Annotated in this window: 12 protein-coding genes; 9 read left to right on the top strand and 3 right to left on the bottom strand. The window is 74.6% G+C overall.

Annotated elements, in window-relative coordinates; all coding sequences use genetic code 11:
• The 5 genes from ACOJTC_RS26150 to ACOJTC_RS26130 form a co-directional block, all read left to right on the top strand.
• Positions 1-1,180, top strand: a 1,180-nt coding sequence (locus ACOJTC_RS26150) for a polyketide synthase dehydratase domain-containing protein (protein ID WP_420118880.1), incomplete at its 5' end; no start/stop codon positions are given.
• A gap of 25 nt (positions 1,181-1,205) precedes the next feature.
• Positions 1,206-2,159, top strand: coding sequence for a TauD/TfdA family dioxygenase (locus tag ACOJTC_RS26145; protein ID WP_420118879.1), 954 nt, complete (start codon positions 1,206-1,208; stop codon positions 2,157-2,159).
• Positions 2,159-2,347 carry an MbtH family protein gene (locus tag ACOJTC_RS26140; RefSeq protein ID WP_088646413.1) on the top strand — a complete coding sequence of 63 codons (189 nt, stop codon included), beginning with the start codon at positions 2,159-2,161 and terminating at the stop codon, positions 2,345-2,347. The genes ACOJTC_RS26145 and ACOJTC_RS26140 overlap by 1 nt, the downstream gene beginning before the upstream one ends.
• The gene (locus ACOJTC_RS26135; RefSeq protein ID WP_420118878.1) at positions 2,344-5,469 is read left to right on the top strand and encodes a non-ribosomal peptide synthetase; all 3,126 of its coding nucleotides are present in this window, start codon (positions 2,344-2,346) and stop codon (positions 5,467-5,469) included. The genes ACOJTC_RS26140 and ACOJTC_RS26135 overlap by 4 nt, the downstream gene beginning before the upstream one ends.
• Positions 5,466-10,982 (top strand): amino acid adenylation domain-containing protein, encoded by a 5,517-nt coding sequence (locus ACOJTC_RS26130; protein ID WP_420118877.1) that lies wholly within the window; start codon positions 5,466-5,468, stop codon positions 10,980-10,982. The genes ACOJTC_RS26135 and ACOJTC_RS26130 overlap by 4 nt, the downstream gene beginning before the upstream one ends.
• 164 nt (positions 10,983-11,146) lie before the next feature.
• On the opposite strand, the gene ACOJTC_RS26125 is transcribed toward ACOJTC_RS26130, so the two are convergent.
• The gene (locus ACOJTC_RS26125) at positions 11,147-12,487 is read right to left on the bottom strand and encodes a hypothetical protein (RefSeq protein ID WP_420118876.1); all 1,341 of its coding nucleotides are present in this window, start codon (positions 12,485-12,487) and stop codon (positions 11,147-11,149) included.
• Between the two features lie 41 nt (positions 12,488-12,528).
• Complete coding sequence (locus ACOJTC_RS26120) at positions 12,529-13,044, bottom strand: NUDIX hydrolase (protein WP_377684634.1); 516 nt, start codon at positions 13,042-13,044, stop codon at positions 12,529-12,531.
• A 54-nt stretch (positions 13,045-13,098) separates the two neighbouring features.
• Between ACOJTC_RS26120 and ACOJTC_RS26115 the strand changes: the two genes are divergently transcribed.
• The 4 genes from ACOJTC_RS26115 to ACOJTC_RS26100 all read left to right on the top strand — a co-directional run bounded on the left by ACOJTC_RS26115 (position 13,099) and on the right by ACOJTC_RS26100 (position 16,204).
• Positions 13,099-13,887, top strand: coding sequence for a class I SAM-dependent methyltransferase (locus ACOJTC_RS26115; RefSeq protein WP_420118875.1), 789 nt, complete (start codon positions 13,099-13,101; stop codon positions 13,885-13,887).
• A gap of 95 nt (positions 13,888-13,982) precedes the next feature.
• Positions 13,983-14,402, top strand: a complete 420-nt coding sequence (locus ACOJTC_RS26110; RefSeq protein WP_204924603.1) for a YciI family protein — start codon at positions 13,983-13,985, stop codon at positions 14,400-14,402.
• 5 nt (positions 14,403-14,407) lie between these two features.
• Complete coding sequence (locus ACOJTC_RS26105) at positions 14,408-15,688, top strand: RNA polymerase sigma factor (protein ID WP_420118882.1); 1,281 nt, start codon at positions 14,408-14,410, stop codon at positions 15,686-15,688.
• 30 nt (positions 15,689-15,718) lie between these two features.
• A complete protein-coding gene (locus tag ACOJTC_RS26100; RefSeq protein WP_420118874.1) occupies positions 15,719-16,204 on the top strand; it encodes a type II toxin-antitoxin system PemK/MazF family toxin in 486 nt (161 codons plus the stop codon).
• Positions 16,205-16,255: 51 nt separating this feature from the next.
• On the opposite strand, the gene ACOJTC_RS26095 is transcribed toward ACOJTC_RS26100, so the two are convergent.
• Complete coding sequence (locus ACOJTC_RS26095; protein ID WP_204924602.1) at positions 16,256-16,906, bottom strand: GGDEF domain-containing protein; 651 nt, start codon at positions 16,904-16,906, stop codon at positions 16,256-16,258.
• Positions 16,907-17,131: the final 225 nt, after the last annotated feature.

The following is a 17,131-nucleotide window of genomic DNA, read 5'->3' as shown; positions in this document are numbered from 1 at the left end:
GGTGGAGCTGCGCGACGTGGTGTTCCTGGAGCCGTTCGCGGTGCCGCAGGGCACCGTCGCCCAGTACCGGGTCGAGCTGACCGCCGCCGAGGACGGCGTCGACTTCGCCGTCCGCAGCCTGGCCGCCGGCCAGCTCCGCACCCACGTGCGCGGATCGGCCGGCTGGACCGTGGAGGCCGCCCCGCCGGCCCGGGTGCCGGTGGTCGACGGCCGGCGGGTCGACGACGACGCCTCGTTCGGTCGGGGCCGCACCAGCATGCTGACCTTCGGCCCGCGCTGGGCGTCGCTGGCCGAGCACCGGCTCGGCGACGGCGAGGAACTGGCCCGCATCGAGGCCCCGGAGCCGGTCCGGGCCGACCTGCCCGCGTGGGGCCTGCACCCGGCGTTGCTGGACGTGGCCACCGCGTTCGGTCGGGGTCAGGGCGACGGCACCTACCTGCCGCTGTCGTACGGGCGGATCGTGGTGCGCGGGCCGCTGCCTGCGGTGTTCCACAGCCACCTGCGGCACCGGGCCAGCGCCACCGACGAGGTGGTCGCCGCCGACCTGTCGCTGACCGACACCGAGGGCCGGGAACTCGTCGCGATCGGTGACTTCGTGCTGCGCCGGGTCGACCAGGGCGCGGTCACCGGCGGGTTGACCGGTGCCGCCGACGCGGCTGTGGCCGACCCGGCGGCCGGGACGGTCACCGAGGACATCCGCCCGGTCGACGGCGCGGAGGCGTTCCGGCGCAGCCTCACCGCCGGCCTCGGCCCGCAGGTGGTCATCGCGACCCGGACGGTGGCGGACATCCGGCGGCGGGCCTCCCGGGTCACCACCGACGCCCTGGAGCAGGACCCGGAGCCGTCGACCGCCGCCGCGACGGCGACCGGCGGCGGCTCGGCGGCCCCGCGGACCGAGCTGGAGATCACCATCGCCGGGGTGTGGCGGGACGGGCTGGGGGTGGCCGAGGTCGGGGTGGACGACGACTTCTTCGCCCTCGGCGGCAACTCGCTGGTCGCGGTGCAGCTGATCGCCGCGATGCGCAAGGCGACCGGGGTCCGGCTGCCGATGCGCAGCCTCTTCGAGACCCCGACCGTGGCCGGTCTGGCCGAACGCATCGCCCAGCTGCGGGCCGCCGCCGCCGACGAACCGGCCGCGCCGGCCACCATCCCCGCCATCCCGCGGCTACCCCGCGCCTGACGTCGAGAAAACAGGAGACCACGCAATGAGCGACACGATCGCCACGCTGCCGGTCGTCGTCGAGAACGACGGCACCGCCCTGACCGAGCTGATCGACCGCCGCCGGGCCGAGCTGCGCGCCACCCTCGTCGCGCACGGCGGGCTGTTGTTCCGCGGCTTCGACGTGGGCGGGGTGGACGGCTTCGACGCGGTGGTGCGGGCGTTCTCCGGCGAACCGCTGACCTACACCGAGCGGTCCTCGCCCCGGCACGCCATCAAGGGGAAGGTCTACACCTCGACCGACTACCCGCCGGACGAGGAGATCTTCCTGCACAACGAGAACTCGTACCAGGCGCGCTGGCCGCTGACGCTGTTCTTCTACTGCCTGACCGCGCCGCAGACCCTCGGCGCGACCCCGCTGGCCGACGTGCGCCGGGTGTACGCCGAGATCGACCCGGCGGTACGCGAGGAGTTCGTCAGGCGGCGCTGGCTGCTGGTGCGCAACTTCCACGCCGACTTCGGCACCCGCTGGCAGGACGTCTTCGGCACCGACGACCGGGCGCAGGTGCAGGCGTACGCGGCGGCGAACCGGATCGAGCTGGAGTGGGTGGGCAAGGACGGGCTGCGGACCCGGGCGGTGCGCGACGTGGTGCACCACCGGCCCGGCTCGGACACCCCGCGCTGGTTCAACCACGCCACCTTCTTCCACCTGAGCACCCTGCCGAAGGACTACCAGGAGGGGCTGCTGGCGATGTTCGGCCCCGAGGGGCTGCCGGCGAACACCTACTACGGCGACGGCGGCGAGATCCCCGCCGACGTGATGGACCACCTGCGGGCCGCGTACCGGGCGGCCAGCGTCCGCTTCGACTACCGGCGCGACGACGTGCTGGTGGTCGACAACATGACCGCCGCGCACGGACGGGAACCGTTCACCGGACCCCGCAAGATCGCCGTCGCGATGGCCGAACCGCACACCCCCGACACCGCTGGAGCGAACTGATGGCCGACACCCGATTCCTGGTCGTGCGCAACGACGAGGAGCAGTACTCGATCTGGGCGGCCGACCGCGACCTGCCCGCCGGCTGGCACGACGCGGGCTTCACCGGCAGCCGCGAGGAGTGCCTGGCCCACGTGGACGAGGTCTGGACCGACATGCGCCCGCGTTCGGTACGGGAGCAGACGGCATGACCCGCGAGTGGACCTTCCCCGCCTCGTTCGCCCAGGAACGGGTCTGGATCGCCAACCAGCTCGACCCGGCCTCCCCGGTCTACAACGTGTCGGTGCCGTGCCGGCTGCCCGCCGACCTGGACGCCGAGACGGCAACCGAGGTGTTCGGTCAGGTCGTCGCCCGGCACGAGGCGCTGCGCACCCACCTGCGGGTCGACGACGGCACCCTGGTGCAGGTGGTCCGGGAGCACGAGTCGTTCCGGCTGCCCGTCGACGACCTGCGTGGGCTGCCCGATCCGGAGCGCCTGCGGCGGTCCGACGCGCTGCGCGCCGAGCTGGCCCGGACCCCGATCCCGTTGGACGCGCCGCCGCTGTGGCGGGCCCGGCTGATCCGCTTCGACGACGCGTGGACGCTGCTGCTGGTGGTGCACCACGCCGTCTTCGACAGCCACTCGGCGGTGCTGTTCGGCGCCGAGATCGCCGCGTTCGCGCGGACCGCGTCGACGGGTGTGCCGGCCACCGTGCCGGAGCTGCCCATCCAGTACGCCGACTTCGCGGTGTGGCAACGCGACCAGCTCACCGGCGCGGAACGCGACCGGCAGCTCGCCTTCTGGACCGGTCACCTGGCCGGCGCCCCGAAGGTCACCGGCCTGCCGCTGGACCGGCCCCGCCCGGCGCAGCTCGGTTTCGCCGGTGACGAGGTGCGTTTCGACCTGCCCGCCGGGCTGCTCGACCGGATCGGCCGGCTGTCCGCCGGGTCGGCGGTCACCCCGTACATGGTGCTGCTTGCCGGTTTCGCGGCGCTGTTGTCGCGGATCTCCGGCGACACCGACGTGGTGGTCGGGGTCTCCACCGCCGGTCGGGAGACCGCCGAACTGACCCCACTGATCGGCATGTTCGTCAACCCGGTGGCGCTGCGCTGCGACGTCGGCGGCGACCCGCGCTTCACCGACCTGCTCGGCCGGGTCCGCGACGGGCTGGTCGACGCCCTGGAGCACGGGCAGACCCCGTTCCAGGCGATCGTCGAGGCGGTCGCCCCGGAGCGGGACCCGTCGGTGCAGCCGATCTTCCAGACCGCGCTGAACTTCATCCCCGACTCGGGGCTGGACCCGGTGGAGCTGGGCACCACCAAGGACGACCTGGCCTTCGACATCACCACCGGCGAGAGCCGGCTGGTCTACCGGACCGACCTGTTCGACAGGTCCACCGCCGAGGCGGTCGTGGCCCGCTACGTCCGGCTGCTCGACGCGGCCGTGGCCGACCCGCGGCAGCCGGTCTCCGCGCTGCCGCTGCTCGCCGACGCCGAACGGGACCTGGTCCTCGGCGGGTGGGCCGAGGCGGCCACGGCCGGCCCGTCGTCCACCGTCGTCGACGAGGTGCAGCGGCAGGTAGCGGCCACCCCGGACGCCACCGCCCTGGTCTGCGAGGACGTCACGCTGACGTACGCGCAGCTCAATGCCGCCGCGAACCGGCTGGCCCGGGTGCTGGTGGGCCGGGGCGTCGGCCCGGAGACCCGGGTGGCGCTGGCCCTGCCGCGCGGCCCGCAGCTGCTGGTGGCGATCCTGGCCGTGCTCAAGGCGGGGGCCGCGGACGTGCCGGTGGACACCGGCGATCCGGCGGGCCGGATCGGCTACCTGCGCGCCGACGCCGCGCCGGCGCTGGTGCTGGCCGTGGCGGAGACCGCCACCCTGGTGCCGGGCGACGCGCTGCTGGTCGACGGTGCGGCCGGGCCCGCCGACGACGCCGACGGCGCGGACCTCACCGACGCCGACCGGATCGCCCCGTTGCGCCCGGAGCACCCCGGCTACGTGCTCTACACCTCCGGCTCGACCGGCCGCCCCAAGGGCGTGGTGGTGGAGCACCGGGCGATCGTCGCGTACCTGGCCTGGGCCCGGGACACCTACCCGGGGCTGTCCGGCACCGCCCTGCTGCACTCGCCGGTCTCGTTCGACCTGACGGTGACCGGGCTGCTCGGCCCGCTCACCGCCGGGGGCACCGTCCGGCTGGCCGGGATCGACTCCCCGGCGGCCCGGGTGGGTGGACGGCCGACGTTCCTCAAGGTCACCCCGAGCCACCTGCCGCTGCTGGAGGAGGCGCTGTCGCCCACCACCGACCTGGTGATCGGCGGCGAGGCGCTCACCGGGGAGCAGCTCGCCGACTGGCGAGCCACGCACCCGGAGGTGGCGGTGGTCAACGAGTACGGCCCCACCGAGGCCACCGTCGGCTGTGTCGCCGCCCGGCTCGCCCCCGGGCAGCAGGTGCCCGCCGGCCCGGTGTCGATCGGCCGGCCCACCGCCACCAGCCGGGTGTACCTGCTCGACGCCGCGTTCCAGCCGGTCCCGCCGGGGGTGGTCGGCGAGCTGTACGTCGCCGGTGACCAGCTCGCCCGGGGTTACCTGGGCCGGCCCGGCCTGACCGCCGAGCGGTTCCTGCCCTGCCCGTACGGCCCGCCGGGGCAGCGGATGTACCGCACCGGTGACCTGGCCCGGTGGCGGGCCGACGGCACCCTGGACTACCTGGGTCGCCGCGACGACCAGGTGAAGGTGCGGGGGATGCGCATCGAGCTGGGCGAGATCGAGGCGGCGATGCGGGAGCACCCCGAGGTGCACCAGGCGGCGGTGGCCGTGCGCACCGACTCGGGGGAGCCGACCCTGGTCGGTTACCACGTCGGCACCGCCGAGGAGGCGCACCTCGCCGTCGAGCTGGCCCGGGAGCTGCCGGCGCACCTGGTGCCGGCCGCGTTCGTCCGGCTCGACGCGTTGCCGTTGACCCCGAACGGCAAGCTGGACCGGGCCGCGCTGCCCGCACCGCCGGAGTCCGTGGCCGGCGACGGCTACGTCCCGCCCCGCACCGACGCCGAGACCCTGGTCGCCGAGGTGTACGCCGACATCCTCCAGGTGGAGAAGGTCGGCGCGCTCGACGACTTCTTCGCCCTCGGCGGCAACTCGTTGCGCGGCATGCGGGCGATGGCCCGGATCCGGGCCGAGGTGGACGTCGACCTGCCGATGCGGGCGCTGTTCGGCAGCCCCGTGGTGGCCGACCTGGCCGCCCAGATCGAGGCGCAGATCGCCGCCGAACTGGACGACCTTTCCGAGACCGAGGTCGCCGCGTTGCTGGCGGCGGAGAAGGACACCCCCGCATGACGGACCTGAAGGATTCCCGGGAGGCCGCCCGGGCGGCGTTGATCGCCCAACGGTTGCGCCGACGGCAGGCCACCCCCGCCGCCCGCATCACGCCGCGGCTCGAGGGCGTCGAGGTGCCGCTGTCGTACGCCCAGGAGCGGGTCTGGTTCATGGACCAGCTCGCTCCGGGCGAGGCGGCGTACCACATCGCGGTGCCGTTGCGGGTGCGCGGCCCGCTCGACGTCACGGCGCTGCGCGCCGCCCTGACCGCGCTGACCGCCCGGCACGAGTCGCTGCGCAGCCGGTTCCCCGCCGACGCTGACGGCAAGCCGACCGTGGTGATCGCCGACGCGGTCGAGGTGCCGTTGACCGTGGTCGACGCCCCGGACGAGCGGGCCGCGCAGGAGCTGGTGGAGGCGGCCTCGCTCGCGCCGTTCGACCTGGCGGCCGGGCCGCTGCTGCGGGCGCTGCTGATCCGGCTGGCCGCCGACGACCACGTGCTGTTCCTCAGCAAGCACCACATCGTCGGTGACGGCTGGTCGGTCGACGTGCTGCTGCGCGACCTGATCACCGCCTACCGGGGCGGCGAGCTGCCCACCCTGCCGGTGCAGTACGGCGACTTCGCCGTCTGGGAGGCGCAGGAGCTTGGCGGGGCGGCGGCCCGGTCGCACCTGGACTGGTGGAAGTCCCGGCTGGCCGGGATCACCCCGCTGGAGCTGCCGCTGGACCGGCCCCGCCCGGCCACCCAGACCTACCGGGGCGACTTCGTCGAGTTCCGGCTCGACCCGGCGGAGACGGGACGCCTGACGGCGCTGACCCGGGAGTCCGGCGGCACCCTGTTCATGACGCTGCTCGCCGCCTACCAGGTCTTCCTGGCCCGGCACGCCGGCCAGGAGGACTTCGCGGTCGGCGCGTCGGTGGCCGGCCGGTCCGCCCCGGAGCTGGAGAACATCGTCGGCATGTTCATCAACATGCTGCCGTTGCGCGCCGAGCTGGCCGGTGACCCGACCTTCACCGAGCTGCTGGAACGCACCCGGCGCAGCGTGCTGGACGGCTTCGAGCACGCCGAGGTGCCGTTCGCGAAGGTGGTCCACGAACTGGGCCTGCCCCGCGACGTCAGCCGCTCGCCGGTGTTCCAGGCGATGTTCGTGCTGCAGAACTACGAGATGGGCCGGTTCACCGAGGTCTCCGACGCCACCGACGTGACGTTCGACTGGACCCCGATGGAGCTGCGGGCCACCCGGTTCGACTTCGAGCTGCACGCCGTGGAGACCGTCGACGGACTCTGGGGCAAGCTGGTCTTCAACACCGACCTGTTCGACCGGGACACGGTGACCCGGATGGCCGACCGCTGGTGTGCCCTGCTGCGCGCGGTCGTGGCCACCCCGGACGTGGCGGTGTCGGCGCTGGACCTGCTCCCCGCCGGGGAGCGGGCGCTGCTGGCGTCCTGGAACGACACCAGCGCCGACTTCCCGGCCGCCGAGACGCTGCACGGCCCGATCGAGGCGGCGGCGGCGGCGACCCCGGACGCGGTGGCGGTCACCATCGAGGGCGTCTCGACGACGTACGCGCAGCTCAACGCCGCGGCGAACCGGGTGGCGCACCGGCTGCGGGCGGCCGGCGTCGGCCCGGAGACCCTGGTCGGGGTCTGCGCGGAACGCTCCGTGGAGCTGGTCGCCGGCCTGCTCGGGGTGCTCAAGGCCGGTGGGGCGTACCTGCCGCTGGACCCGGAGTACCCGGCCGACCGGTTGGCCTTCATGCTGACCGACGCCGCCGCACCGGTGGTGCTCGTGCAGGAGAGCCTGCGCGACGTCCTGCCGACGGTCGAGGCGACGGTGCTGGCCCTGGACGACCCGGCGGTCTGGGCCGACCAGCCCACCACCGACCCGACCCCGCTGGCCGGCCCGGAACACCTGGCGTACGTGATCTACACGTCGGGGTCGACGGGTCGCCCGAAGGGGGTGCCGAACACCCACCGGGGCATCGTCAACCGGCTCGACTGGATGCAGAAGACCTACCGGCTCGACGCCGCCGACGCGGTGCTGCAGAAGACCCCGGCCAGCTTCGACGTGTCGGTGTGGGAGTTCTTCTGGCCGCTGCGGGTCGGCGCCCGGCTGGTGCTGGCCAAGCCCGGCGGCCACAAGGACGCCGGCTACCTGCGCGACGTGCTGGTCGCCGAGCGGGTCACCACCGCACACTTCGTCCCGTCGATGCTGACGGTGTTCCTGGCCGAGGAGGGGGTGGAGGCGGCCACCGCGCTGCGGCGGGTGATCTGCTCCGGCGAGGAGCTGCCGCTGGCCTCGGCGGTCGACTTCACCGCCCGGCTGCCGCACTGCGCACTGCACAACCTGTACGGCCCGACCGAGGCGGCGATCGACGTCAGCGCCTGGCACTGCGACCCGGCGCTGCTGGCCGGGCTGACCGGCGTGCCGATCGGTGGGCCGATCGCCAACCTGCGGCTGCACGTGCTCGACCCGGCCGGTCGGGAGTGCCCGGTCGGGGTGGCCGGTGAGCTGCACATCGGCGGGGTGGGGTTGGCCCGTGGCTACCACCTGCGGCCGGCGCTTACCGCCGAACGCTTCGTGCCGGACCCGTTCTCCGGTGAACCGGGCGCCCGGCTGTACCGCACCGGTGACCTGGCCCGTTGGGTGCCCGACCCGGCGGGGACGACGACGGGGGCGGACCCGGCCGGAGTGATCGAGTTCCTGGGCCGGATCGACCACCAGGTCAAGCTGCGCGGCCTGCGCATCGAGCTGGGTGAGATCGAGAGCGCCCTGCGCGAGCAGCCCGGGGTGGCCGAGGCGGCGGTGATCGTCCGCGAGGACAGCCCCGGCGACAAGCGGCTCACCGCCTACCTGGTGGGCGCGGCCGAGCACGCCGCGCTGAAGACGGCGCTGAAGGAGACCCTGCCGGAGTACATGGTGCCGGCCGCGTTCGTCACCCTGGACGCGTTGCCGCTGACCCCGAACGGCAAGCTCGACCGCCGGGCGCTGCCCGCGCCGGTGGTCACCCGCGAGGCGTCGGTGGCCCTGGTGGAGCCGCGCGACGACACCGAGCGGTTGCTCGCCGGGATCTGGTCGGAGGTGCTGGGCGTGCCGACGCTCGGCATCGACGACGACTTCTTCGACCTGGGCGGGCACTCGATGCTCGCCACCCAGGTGGTGGCGAAGATCCGGCGGGCCGAGCACGGCGGCCGGGCGGTCGGCGTGATGGACCTGTTCCAGCAGCGCACCATCCGCGAGCTGGCCGCGTTCATGACCGGTGACGCCGAGGCGGCCGGCCCGCGTCGGCTGCTCTACGAGCTGACCAAGCCGATCCCGGCCGGCAGGCGGGTGCTCAGCTACGTCTGCGTCCCGTACGGCGGCGGCAGCGCCATCGTCTACCAGCCGCTGGCCGATGCGCTGCCCGCCGGGCACGCGCTGTGGTCGCTGGCCATCCCCGGCCACGACGTCGGGCTGACCGAGGACGCCCTGCCGTTCGACGAGCTGACCAGCCGGGTGGCCGACGAGATCGTGGAGCGGATCGAGGGTCCGCTGGCCCTCTACGGTCACTGCGGGGTCGGCAGCGCGATCATCGCCGAGGTGGCCCGCAAGGTGGAGGCGGCCGGGCGGGAGCTGGAGGTCGTCTACATCGGGGCGATGTTCCCGTTCGCCCGGCCGAAGGGCGCCTTCGCGGCGTTGCGTAACCGGCTGGAGCAGTTGAGCAGCAACCGGCACTACGCGAGCTGGCTCAAGTCGATGGGGGTGGACACCGACGAGCTGGACCCGGAGCAGGCCGACCGGATCATCAGCAACATGCGGGCCGACTCCCGCGCGTCGGAGGAGTACTTCACCGGGCTGCTCGACCGGGGCGCGGCGAAGCTGCGTGCGCCGATCGTCTCGGTGGTCGGCTCCGAGGACCCGGTGACCGACTACCACTCCGAGCGGTACGCGGAGTGGCAGTTCCTCAGCGACACCCTCGGCCTGGTGGTGCTCGACCAGGCCGGGCACTTCTTCCTCAAGTACCGGGCCGACGAGCTGGCCGAGATCGTCACCCAGGTGCACCCGGCCGTGCGGGCCGGGGACGTGACGGCGCTCGGCCCGGCGGCCCGGGGTGAGGACGCCGGCTGGGTGGTCGCCGACCACCTGCGCGTCGGCGACGCCGACCGGCCGGCCCCGGCGGTGGTGAAGCCGAGCATGGCCCGCTTCGTCGCGGTCACCGCCGGGCAGCTCGTCTCCACCACCGGCTCGGCGTTGACCGCGTTCGCCCTGCCGATCTGGCTGTTCACCCGGACCGGGTCGGTGGCCGACCTGGGCCTGCTGTGGGCGTTGGCGCTGATCTGCGGGGTGCTGATGCTCCCGGTGGCCGGCGCGCTCACCGACCGGATCAGCCGGCGACGGATCATGATGATCGCGAGCTGCGTGTCGGGCTCCATCCAGCTCGTGCTGGCCGCCCTGCTCTGGACCGACAACCTCGCCCTGTGGCACATCTACGGGCTGGTGGCGTTGAGCCAGGTGGCCGGGTCGTTCCAGCGGATCGCCTTCCAGTCGGCGGTGCCACAGTTGGTGCCGAAGCGCTACCTGGGGCACGCGATGGGCATCACCCAGCTCTCCAGCGGTTTCGCGATGCTCCTGATGCCGGTCTTCGCGGCCGGTCTGCTCGCCGCGATCGGCCTGAAGGGCATCCTGCTGATCGACGTGGCGAGCTACCTGGTGGCGGTGCTGACGCTGGCCGTGGTCCGCTTCCCCGACCTGCTCGGTTGGCGGCCCCGGGAACGGCTGCTGGTGGCGATCGCCAACGGCCTGCGCTACTCGTGGCGGCACAAGGGCTTCCGGCTGATGCTCGGCTACTTCGCGCTGGGCAACGTCTTCCTCGCCCCGGCGCTGGTGCTCACCACCCCGCTGGTGCTGTCGTTCGGCACCGCCACCCAGGTGGCGCAGGTGGCGCTGGCCGAGGCGATCGGCGCGGTGGCCGGCGGGGTGCTGATGTCGCTGTGGGGCGGGCCCCGGCAGCGGCGGATGATCGGGGTGCTGATCGGCAACCTGGGCACCGCCGTCGGCTGTGTGCTGATCGGCCTGGACGCCTCCGTCGTCATGATCGCCTTCGGGGCGTTCTGGCTGGCCATGGCGATGACCACCGCCCAGTCGATCTACGCCACGATCGTCCAGGTGAAGGTGCCGCAGCGGTTCCACGGCCGGGTGTTCAGCCTGAACCAGACGATCTCCTGGTCGACCCTGCCGATCGGCTTTGCGCTGCTCGCTCCGGGCGCGACCGCGTTGTTCGAGCCGATGCTCGCCGACGGCGGGGCGCTCGCCGGTTCGGTGGGCGCGGTGATCGGCACCGGTCCGGGTCGGGGCATCGGCTTCGCGTACGTCTGCTTCGGGCTGGCCCTGGTGCTGATCACGCTCGGCGGGTTCGCGATCCGGATGCTGCGCCGGTTCGACGTCGAGGTGCCCGACTCGCTTCCCGACGACCTGATCGGGGCGCAGGAGCGGCAGCGGCGGCTCGCCGAGCGGGCGAAGGCCCGCCCGGAGCCGGCGTCGGTGGCCGGCTGAACACCCGCGCGGGCACGGCGACACCCGTCGTGCCCGCGCGAGCGCGGGACCCCCGACCGCGGCGGGTCCCCCGGGGACGGTGCCGCCTCGGGGACGAACGTCGCGGTCGGGCCTGGTCGCCGCCGCCGACCTCGGCGACGCCGGTCAGGGCCGGTCGACCCCGGTCACCAGGACTCGACCGGGTCGACGAGGTCGGTGTCCGCCGGTTCCCGGGGCTCGGCCACCCAGGCGGAGAAGACCGGCAGCCCGTGCCACGGCCCGGGTTCGCCGTCCCGGTGGTCGGTGGCCACCGCCAGCACCGCGTACGGGTGCCCGAACCGCAACTCGGCGCTGCGGCGTACGCCCTCCGGCGGGAGGCTGGTCAGGGCGAACGCCCCGGTCACGGCGGCGGCCTCGAAGCCGTACCGGCCGTAGTGCGCCACCGTCGCCTGCCGGGCCTCGACGCCCACGTCGACGCCGAGCAGCCCACCCAGCGCCCGCCCCACCGCCGCGAACCCCAGCCCGGGGGCGGTCAGGTCGTGCTCGTCGTGGGCCGACCAGCAGGGCAGCACCGCCCGGTGGCGTTCCTCCCGGCCGCCTCGGGCGGCGGTGCGCACCGGCTCCTCGCGCAGCGTGCCGAGGGGACCCGGGCCCAGCGGCAGGTCGAACAGCGACCGGCGGGCCGGCTCGCCGTCCACCGCCGCACCGGCCAGCGCGTAGCCGGCGGCGAGCACGTCGGCCGCAGGGACCGCCGGGTCGGCGAGCACCGAGAGCACCACCAGCCCGGCCCCGTCGCGCTCCACCGCCGCAGCGGCGTGCACGGCGACGTCGCCGGCCGGGCCGGTCGCCGCGATCCAGGCCCGGTGCCCGTGTTCCGGGCTGCGCAACACCCGGGCCAGCCGCCCCGCCCAGCCGTCGCCCGGCCCGTGCTCCTGGTCCGGCCCCCGCCCCTGGTCCGGCCCGCGCCCCGCGCCCGGCCGGTGGGCGGGTGCGTCGTCCGGTCGGGTCGCGTCGCGCGGGTCGTCGGGGCCGAGCGCCGCGCCGGACACCAGGTCGAACGGGGTGGCCCAGGAGATCCGGGTGGCCAGGGCACTCGCCAGCGCCAGCAGCACCCGGGGGGAGACGGTCAGCGGGAACCGGTCGATCAGCCCGAGGGTGTGCTCACGGGCCCAGGCGTCCAGGCCCGCCCGGTCGGGCAGCACGCCGGTGGCGGTGCTCCGGGGCAGCCCGTCCCACCAGCCGGCCAGCCGGTCGGGGTCGGTGCCGGCCCGGTGCCAGACGGCGGTGGCCGACGGCACGAGCGGGTGCGGCCGGTCCAGCAGCGCGGTGGCGGCCGCCGCCGCGGTCTCGCCGTCGACACCGAGCACCTCGGCCAGTTCGTCCCGGACCGCGCCGGTGGCGGCCGGCGCGGCGAGCGCCAGCAGCAGCCAGGCCCCGAGCGGGGAGGCGACGTGGTGCCGGTCGCCGAGGTCGGCGTGCAGCCGGGCGGCGTACCGGGTCAGCGGGTCGTACGGGATCGTCGTCATGCCCTCCACTGTGCCCACCGCGCGGGCCGGTGGCACCCCGGTCAGGACCAGAGTTCGAACGGTTCGTCGATCCGCTCGCCGGCCAGGAACGCGGTGAGCAGCGCGGGCAGCCGACCCGGGTAGAACCGGGCGGTGCTGGTCACGATCTCCTCGACCGGCCACCAGCGGAACCCGAAGTAGTCCTCCACCTCGTAGTCGAGGCGGTCCGCGCCGTCGACGTCCGGCGCGGCGGCGTCGAGGCGTACGGTCAGCACCACCTCGTCCTGGACGTGGCGCAACCGGCGGTGGATGAAACTGGCCCGCCGTCGCCAGGTCGGCGGGCCGAGCTGCGCGGCGGTGACCACGAAGCCGGTCTCCTCGCGCAGTTCCCGCAGGGCGGTCTGCGGGTACGTCTCACCGGGGTCGACGCCCCCGCCGGGCAGCTCCCACCAGGTGCCCAGCCGGGGGTGTTCCGGGTCGCGGGTGTGGAACAGCAGGATCAGGCCGTCCCGGTCGCGGACCACCAGCCGCACGGCGGTGCGTTCGATCACCGGCAGGTCCCGGGGCAGTTCGGTCATGGGCCTCCCTCGACGGGGCACCGCCGGTGCGGCGGCGGTGCGACGATGGCGATCATGGTGGAGCTCTTCGGTGAGGTGGCGGACGACTACGACGAGATCCGACCGGGCTATCCGGCCGCCCTCGCCGACACCATCCTCGCCTATCACGGTGGACCCCCCGCCCGGCTGGTCGAGGTCGGCGCGGGCACCGGCCTGGCCACCGCGCTGCTGCGTGACCTCGCCCACCCCGACGGGCCGTCCCACCCGCGTCCGGCGGCGGCCGGCACCGTCCCGGCGCGGGTGACCTGCGTCGAGCCGGACGCGCGGATGGCGGCGGTGCTGGCCGCCCGGTTCCCCGACGTCGAGGTGGTGGTCGCCCGGTTCGAGCAGTGGTCGCCGCCGACGGCCGGGGTGCCCCTGCTGGCCTGCGCGTTGGCCTGGCACTGGCTCGATCCGGCCACCCGCAACCGGCGGGCCCACGACGCGCTGGCCCCCGGCGGCACCCTGGCCGTCTTCGCCCACCGGTACGACTACGTCGACCCGGCCCAGTCGGCGGCGATCCGGGCGGCGTTCGAGTCGGTCGACCCGGTGCCGCACCACGACCAGCCGGAGGACTGGTTCCACGCCGACATCACCGGCAGCGGGCTGTTCACCGACGTCCGGTCGTCGGCGTTCCGCCGGTCGGTGCCGCTGACCACGGCGCGGTACCAGCGCCTCGTCGGCACCTTCTCGCCGCAGCTGCGCCGCCCACCGCAGCAGCGGGAGCGGGTCCTCGCGGCGATCGGGGCCGCCGTCGACGGCTTCGGCGGCACCGTCACCCTCGACCTGCGGACCACCCTGGTGCTGGCCCGGCGACCGGCCTGACGAAAATTCACCGGACGGTCGTGTCGATCCGGCCCGGTCCCCGTTCGACCAGAGGGTGAGCGGGTCGAACGGCGACCCGACGACGAGGAGCGACGATGGCCAAGTACATGCTGATCATGCGGAACACGGACGAATCCCTGGCGACGATGATGAAGATCCCCCTCGAGGAGATGCTGGAGACGATGGGGCGGTTCAACGACGAGTTGATCCGCGCGGGCGTGCTGGTGGCCGCCGAGGGCCTGGAGGACCCGGCGCAGGGCGTGGTGGTCGACTACAGCGGGGAGACCCCGGTCGTCACCGACGGCCCGTACGGCGAGACGAAGGAGCTGTTCGGCGGCTTCTACCTGCTCGACGTGGCGTCGAAGGAGGAGGCCGTCGAGTGGGCCCGGCGGATGCCGGCGCTGCCCGGCAGCAGGTGCGAGGTGCGCCGGGTCCCCGGCATCGACGAGTTCCCGCAGGACAACGAGTTCATCGTCAGGGAGCGGGAGTGGCGCGAGCGGACCGGCCAGCTCTGAGCACGGTGCCCACCGACGGCCCGCCGGGCGCCGAGTCGGCCCGGCGGGCCGTCGAGGCGCTCTGGCGCATCGAGTCGGCCCGGATCGTCGGCGCGCTGGCCCGGTACACCGGCGACTTCGCGCTCGCCGAGGACGTCGCCCAGGAGGCGGTGGCGCAGGCCCTGGTCGGTTGGGCGCGCGACGGGGTGCCGGCGAACCCGGTGGGCTGGCTGCTCATCGCCGCCCGGCGGCGGGCGGTCGACGCGTTCCGCCGCCGGGCCGCGCTCGACGACCGCTACGCGGTGCTCGCCGGCCGGCTCGACGGGCCGGCCGGCGGGTCCGGGGACGGGGACCTGCCGTGGGACCCGGACCGGGTCGACGACGACGTGCTGGCGTTGATGTTCGTGGCCTGTCATCCCGTGCTCCCGCCGCCGGCCCGGCTGGCGTTGACGCTGCGGGTGGTCGGCGGCCTGTCCAGCGAGGAGATCGCGCGGGCGCTGCTGGTGCCGGTGCCGACCGTGCAGGCACGGATCACCCGGGCCAAGAAGACGATCGCCGCCGCCCGGGTGCCGTTCGCCCTGCCGGAGCCACCCCAGCGGCGGGAACGCCTCGGCACGGTGCTGGGCGTGCTCTATGTGATCTTCACCGAGGGGTCGACGGCGACGGCCGGCACCGACCTGCTCCGCCCCGACCTGGCGTACGAGGCGATCCGGTTGGCCCGGACGCTGGCCGCGCTGCTGCCCGCCGAGCCGGAGGTGCACGGCCTGCTCGCCCTGTGTGAGCTGACCGCCGCGCGGTTCCCGGCCCGGGTCGACGCCGACGGCGAGGCGGTGCTGCTGGCGGACCAGGACCGGCGGCGGTGGGATCGGTCGGCGATCCGCCGGGGGATGGCGGCACTGCGCCGGGCCGTGGCGGCGGGGCGCGGCCTCGGGCCGTACGGGTTGCAGGCGTCGATCGCCGCCTGCCACGCCGGTGCCCCGTCGGTGGCGGAGACCGACTGGTCCCGGGTGGTGCTGCTCTACGAGGCGCTCGGCCGGGTGGCGCCGTCGCCGGTCGTCGAGCTGAACCGGGCCGTGGCCGTGGCGATGGCCGACGGGCCGCAGCCGGCGCTGGCCGTGGTGGACGAGGTCGCCGCCACCGGCCGCCTCGCCGGGTCGCACCTGCTGCCGAGCGTCCGTGGTGAGCTGCTCGCCCGGCTCGGCCGGACCGCCGAGGCGCGCGCCGAGCTGGAGGTCGCCGCCAGGCTGTGCCGCAACGTGCGGGAACGGGCGGTGCTGCTGCGCCGGGCCGGTGACCTCGACGGGTGAGCCGGCCCGGCTGGCGGTAGGCTGCCCGCCGTGGCAGGTCTGTTGAGGAACGTGGCGTCCCGGCTCGGCCGGGTGACCGGCGCGCAGCGCGCCACCCCCGGTCCGATCCCGGCGCAGCTGGCCCGGCGGCGTCAGGTCAGCGCCCTGCAACGGCGGGAGCTGTCGTACGCCCCGGAGCCGGACGGTCAGGCCGACCCGGGCGAGATCGTCTGGACCTGGGTGCCCTACGAGGACGACCCGAAGCAGGGCAAGGACCGTCCGGTGCTGGTGGTCGGCCGGTCCAGCCGCACCCTGTTCGGGTTAATGCTGTCCAGCCAGAGCGAGCGGGACGGCCAGCGGCACTGGCTGGCGCTGGGCCCGGGGGAGTGGGACCGTGAGTCCCGTCCGAGCTGGGTTCGGCTGGACCGGGTGCTCACCATGCGCGAGGACGGCATCCGCCGGGAGGGCGCGGTGCTGGACCGGGGGCGCTTCGACCGGGTCGGGCAGGCGCTGCGGTCCGGTTACGGCTGGCGCTGACCACCGGCACCGCCCGCCGTCGGGTGGGGTCGCCCCGGCGTGGGCGGCGGCTCAGCACTCGGCGAGACGGGCGGCGTCGAGCAGTTGCCGGGGTGACTGCCGGCTGGTGACGCCCTTCGCCCGGTACATCGCGGCGTCGGCCCGGCAGAGCGCGTCGGCGAGCTGGGTGGGGCCGGTGACCGGGGCGAGCCCGACCGAGGCGGTGACCCGGACGCTGCACGCGCCCAGCGGGATGGGTGCGGCCATCGCCTCGCAGAGCCGCCGGGTGGCGTGGTCGATCCAGCGCCGGTCGACCGAAGGGCTGGCCAGTAGGCCGGCGAACTCGTCGCCGCCGAGCCGGGCGACCAGGTTGTCGCCGGCGAAGGCGGCCAGCCGTTGGGCGACGCTGATCAGCACCTGGTCGCCGGCGGCGTGCCCGTAGCGGTCGTTGACCTGCTTGAAGTCGTTGAGGTCGAGGACCACCGCGATGAGGGGCTGCCCGCCGGCGTCGGTGAGTAGCGTGGCGGCCAGCCGGTAGAAGGCCCGTCGGTTGGGCAGCCCGGTGAGCGGGTCGTGGCTGGCGGCGTGCCGTTCCGCGGCCAGTTCGGCCTGTAGCTGCTCCAGTTCCGCCTCGGCCTGCAGGGCCCGGCGGCGTAGCTGCCACACCGAGACCAGGGCTCCGGCCGCGGATACGCCGGACGCGACGGTCAACGGATCCGGCACGGGTCCTCCCTCGCAGTGTCGGCGCACGACCCGTGCGGCGGCGCCGTCGTGCCCCGCCGGGTCGTCGTTTGCCCAGGTGAAGCCCTGAGCCTGGTAACCCAAAGTGAACGGATAAGTACCGTCCACGTGCGTTATCATGCTCGCTGTCCGAAGCAGATGCAATAGCAGATGCACGTGCAGCACGGCCGGATCTGATGTCGCACCGCTCCTTCGACACCGCAACGT

It is taken from the genome of Micromonospora sp. (genome assembly GCF_048594385.1).
GTDB lineage: Bacteria > Actinomycetota > Actinomycetes > Mycobacteriales > Micromonosporaceae > Micromonospora > Micromonospora wenchangensis.
Note: the sequence above shows the minus strand (reverse complement) of the source record. Positions and strands in the feature narration are given on the sequence as shown.

Coding starts and splice junctions, on each gene's coding strand:
- ACOJTC_RS26145 (WP_420118879.1), top strand. CDS start 1,206: ATGAGCGACACGATCGCCACGCTGCCGGTCGTCGTCGAGAACGACGGC.
- ACOJTC_RS26140 (WP_088646413.1), top strand. CDS start 2,159: ATGGCCGACACCCGATTCCTGGTCGTGCGCAACGACGAGGAGCAGTAC.
- ACOJTC_RS26135 (WP_420118878.1), top strand. CDS start 2,344: ATGACCCGCGAGTGGACCTTCCCCGCCTCGTTCGCCCAGGAACGGGTC.
- ACOJTC_RS26130 (WP_420118877.1), top strand. CDS start 5,466: ATGACGGACCTGAAGGATTCCCGGGAGGCCGCCCGGGCGGCGTTGATC.
- ACOJTC_RS26125 (WP_420118876.1), bottom strand. CDS start 12,487: ATGACGACGATCCCGTACGACCCGCTGACCCGGTACGCCGCCCGGCTG.
- ACOJTC_RS26120 (WP_377684634.1), bottom strand. CDS start 13,044: ATGACCGAACTGCCCCGGGACCTGCCGGTGATCGAACGCACCGCCGTG.
- ACOJTC_RS26115 (WP_420118875.1), top strand. CDS start 13,099: ATGGTGGAGCTCTTCGGTGAGGTGGCGGACGACTACGACGAGATCCGA.
- ACOJTC_RS26110 (WP_204924603.1), top strand. CDS start 13,983: ATGGCCAAGTACATGCTGATCATGCGGAACACGGACGAATCCCTGGCG.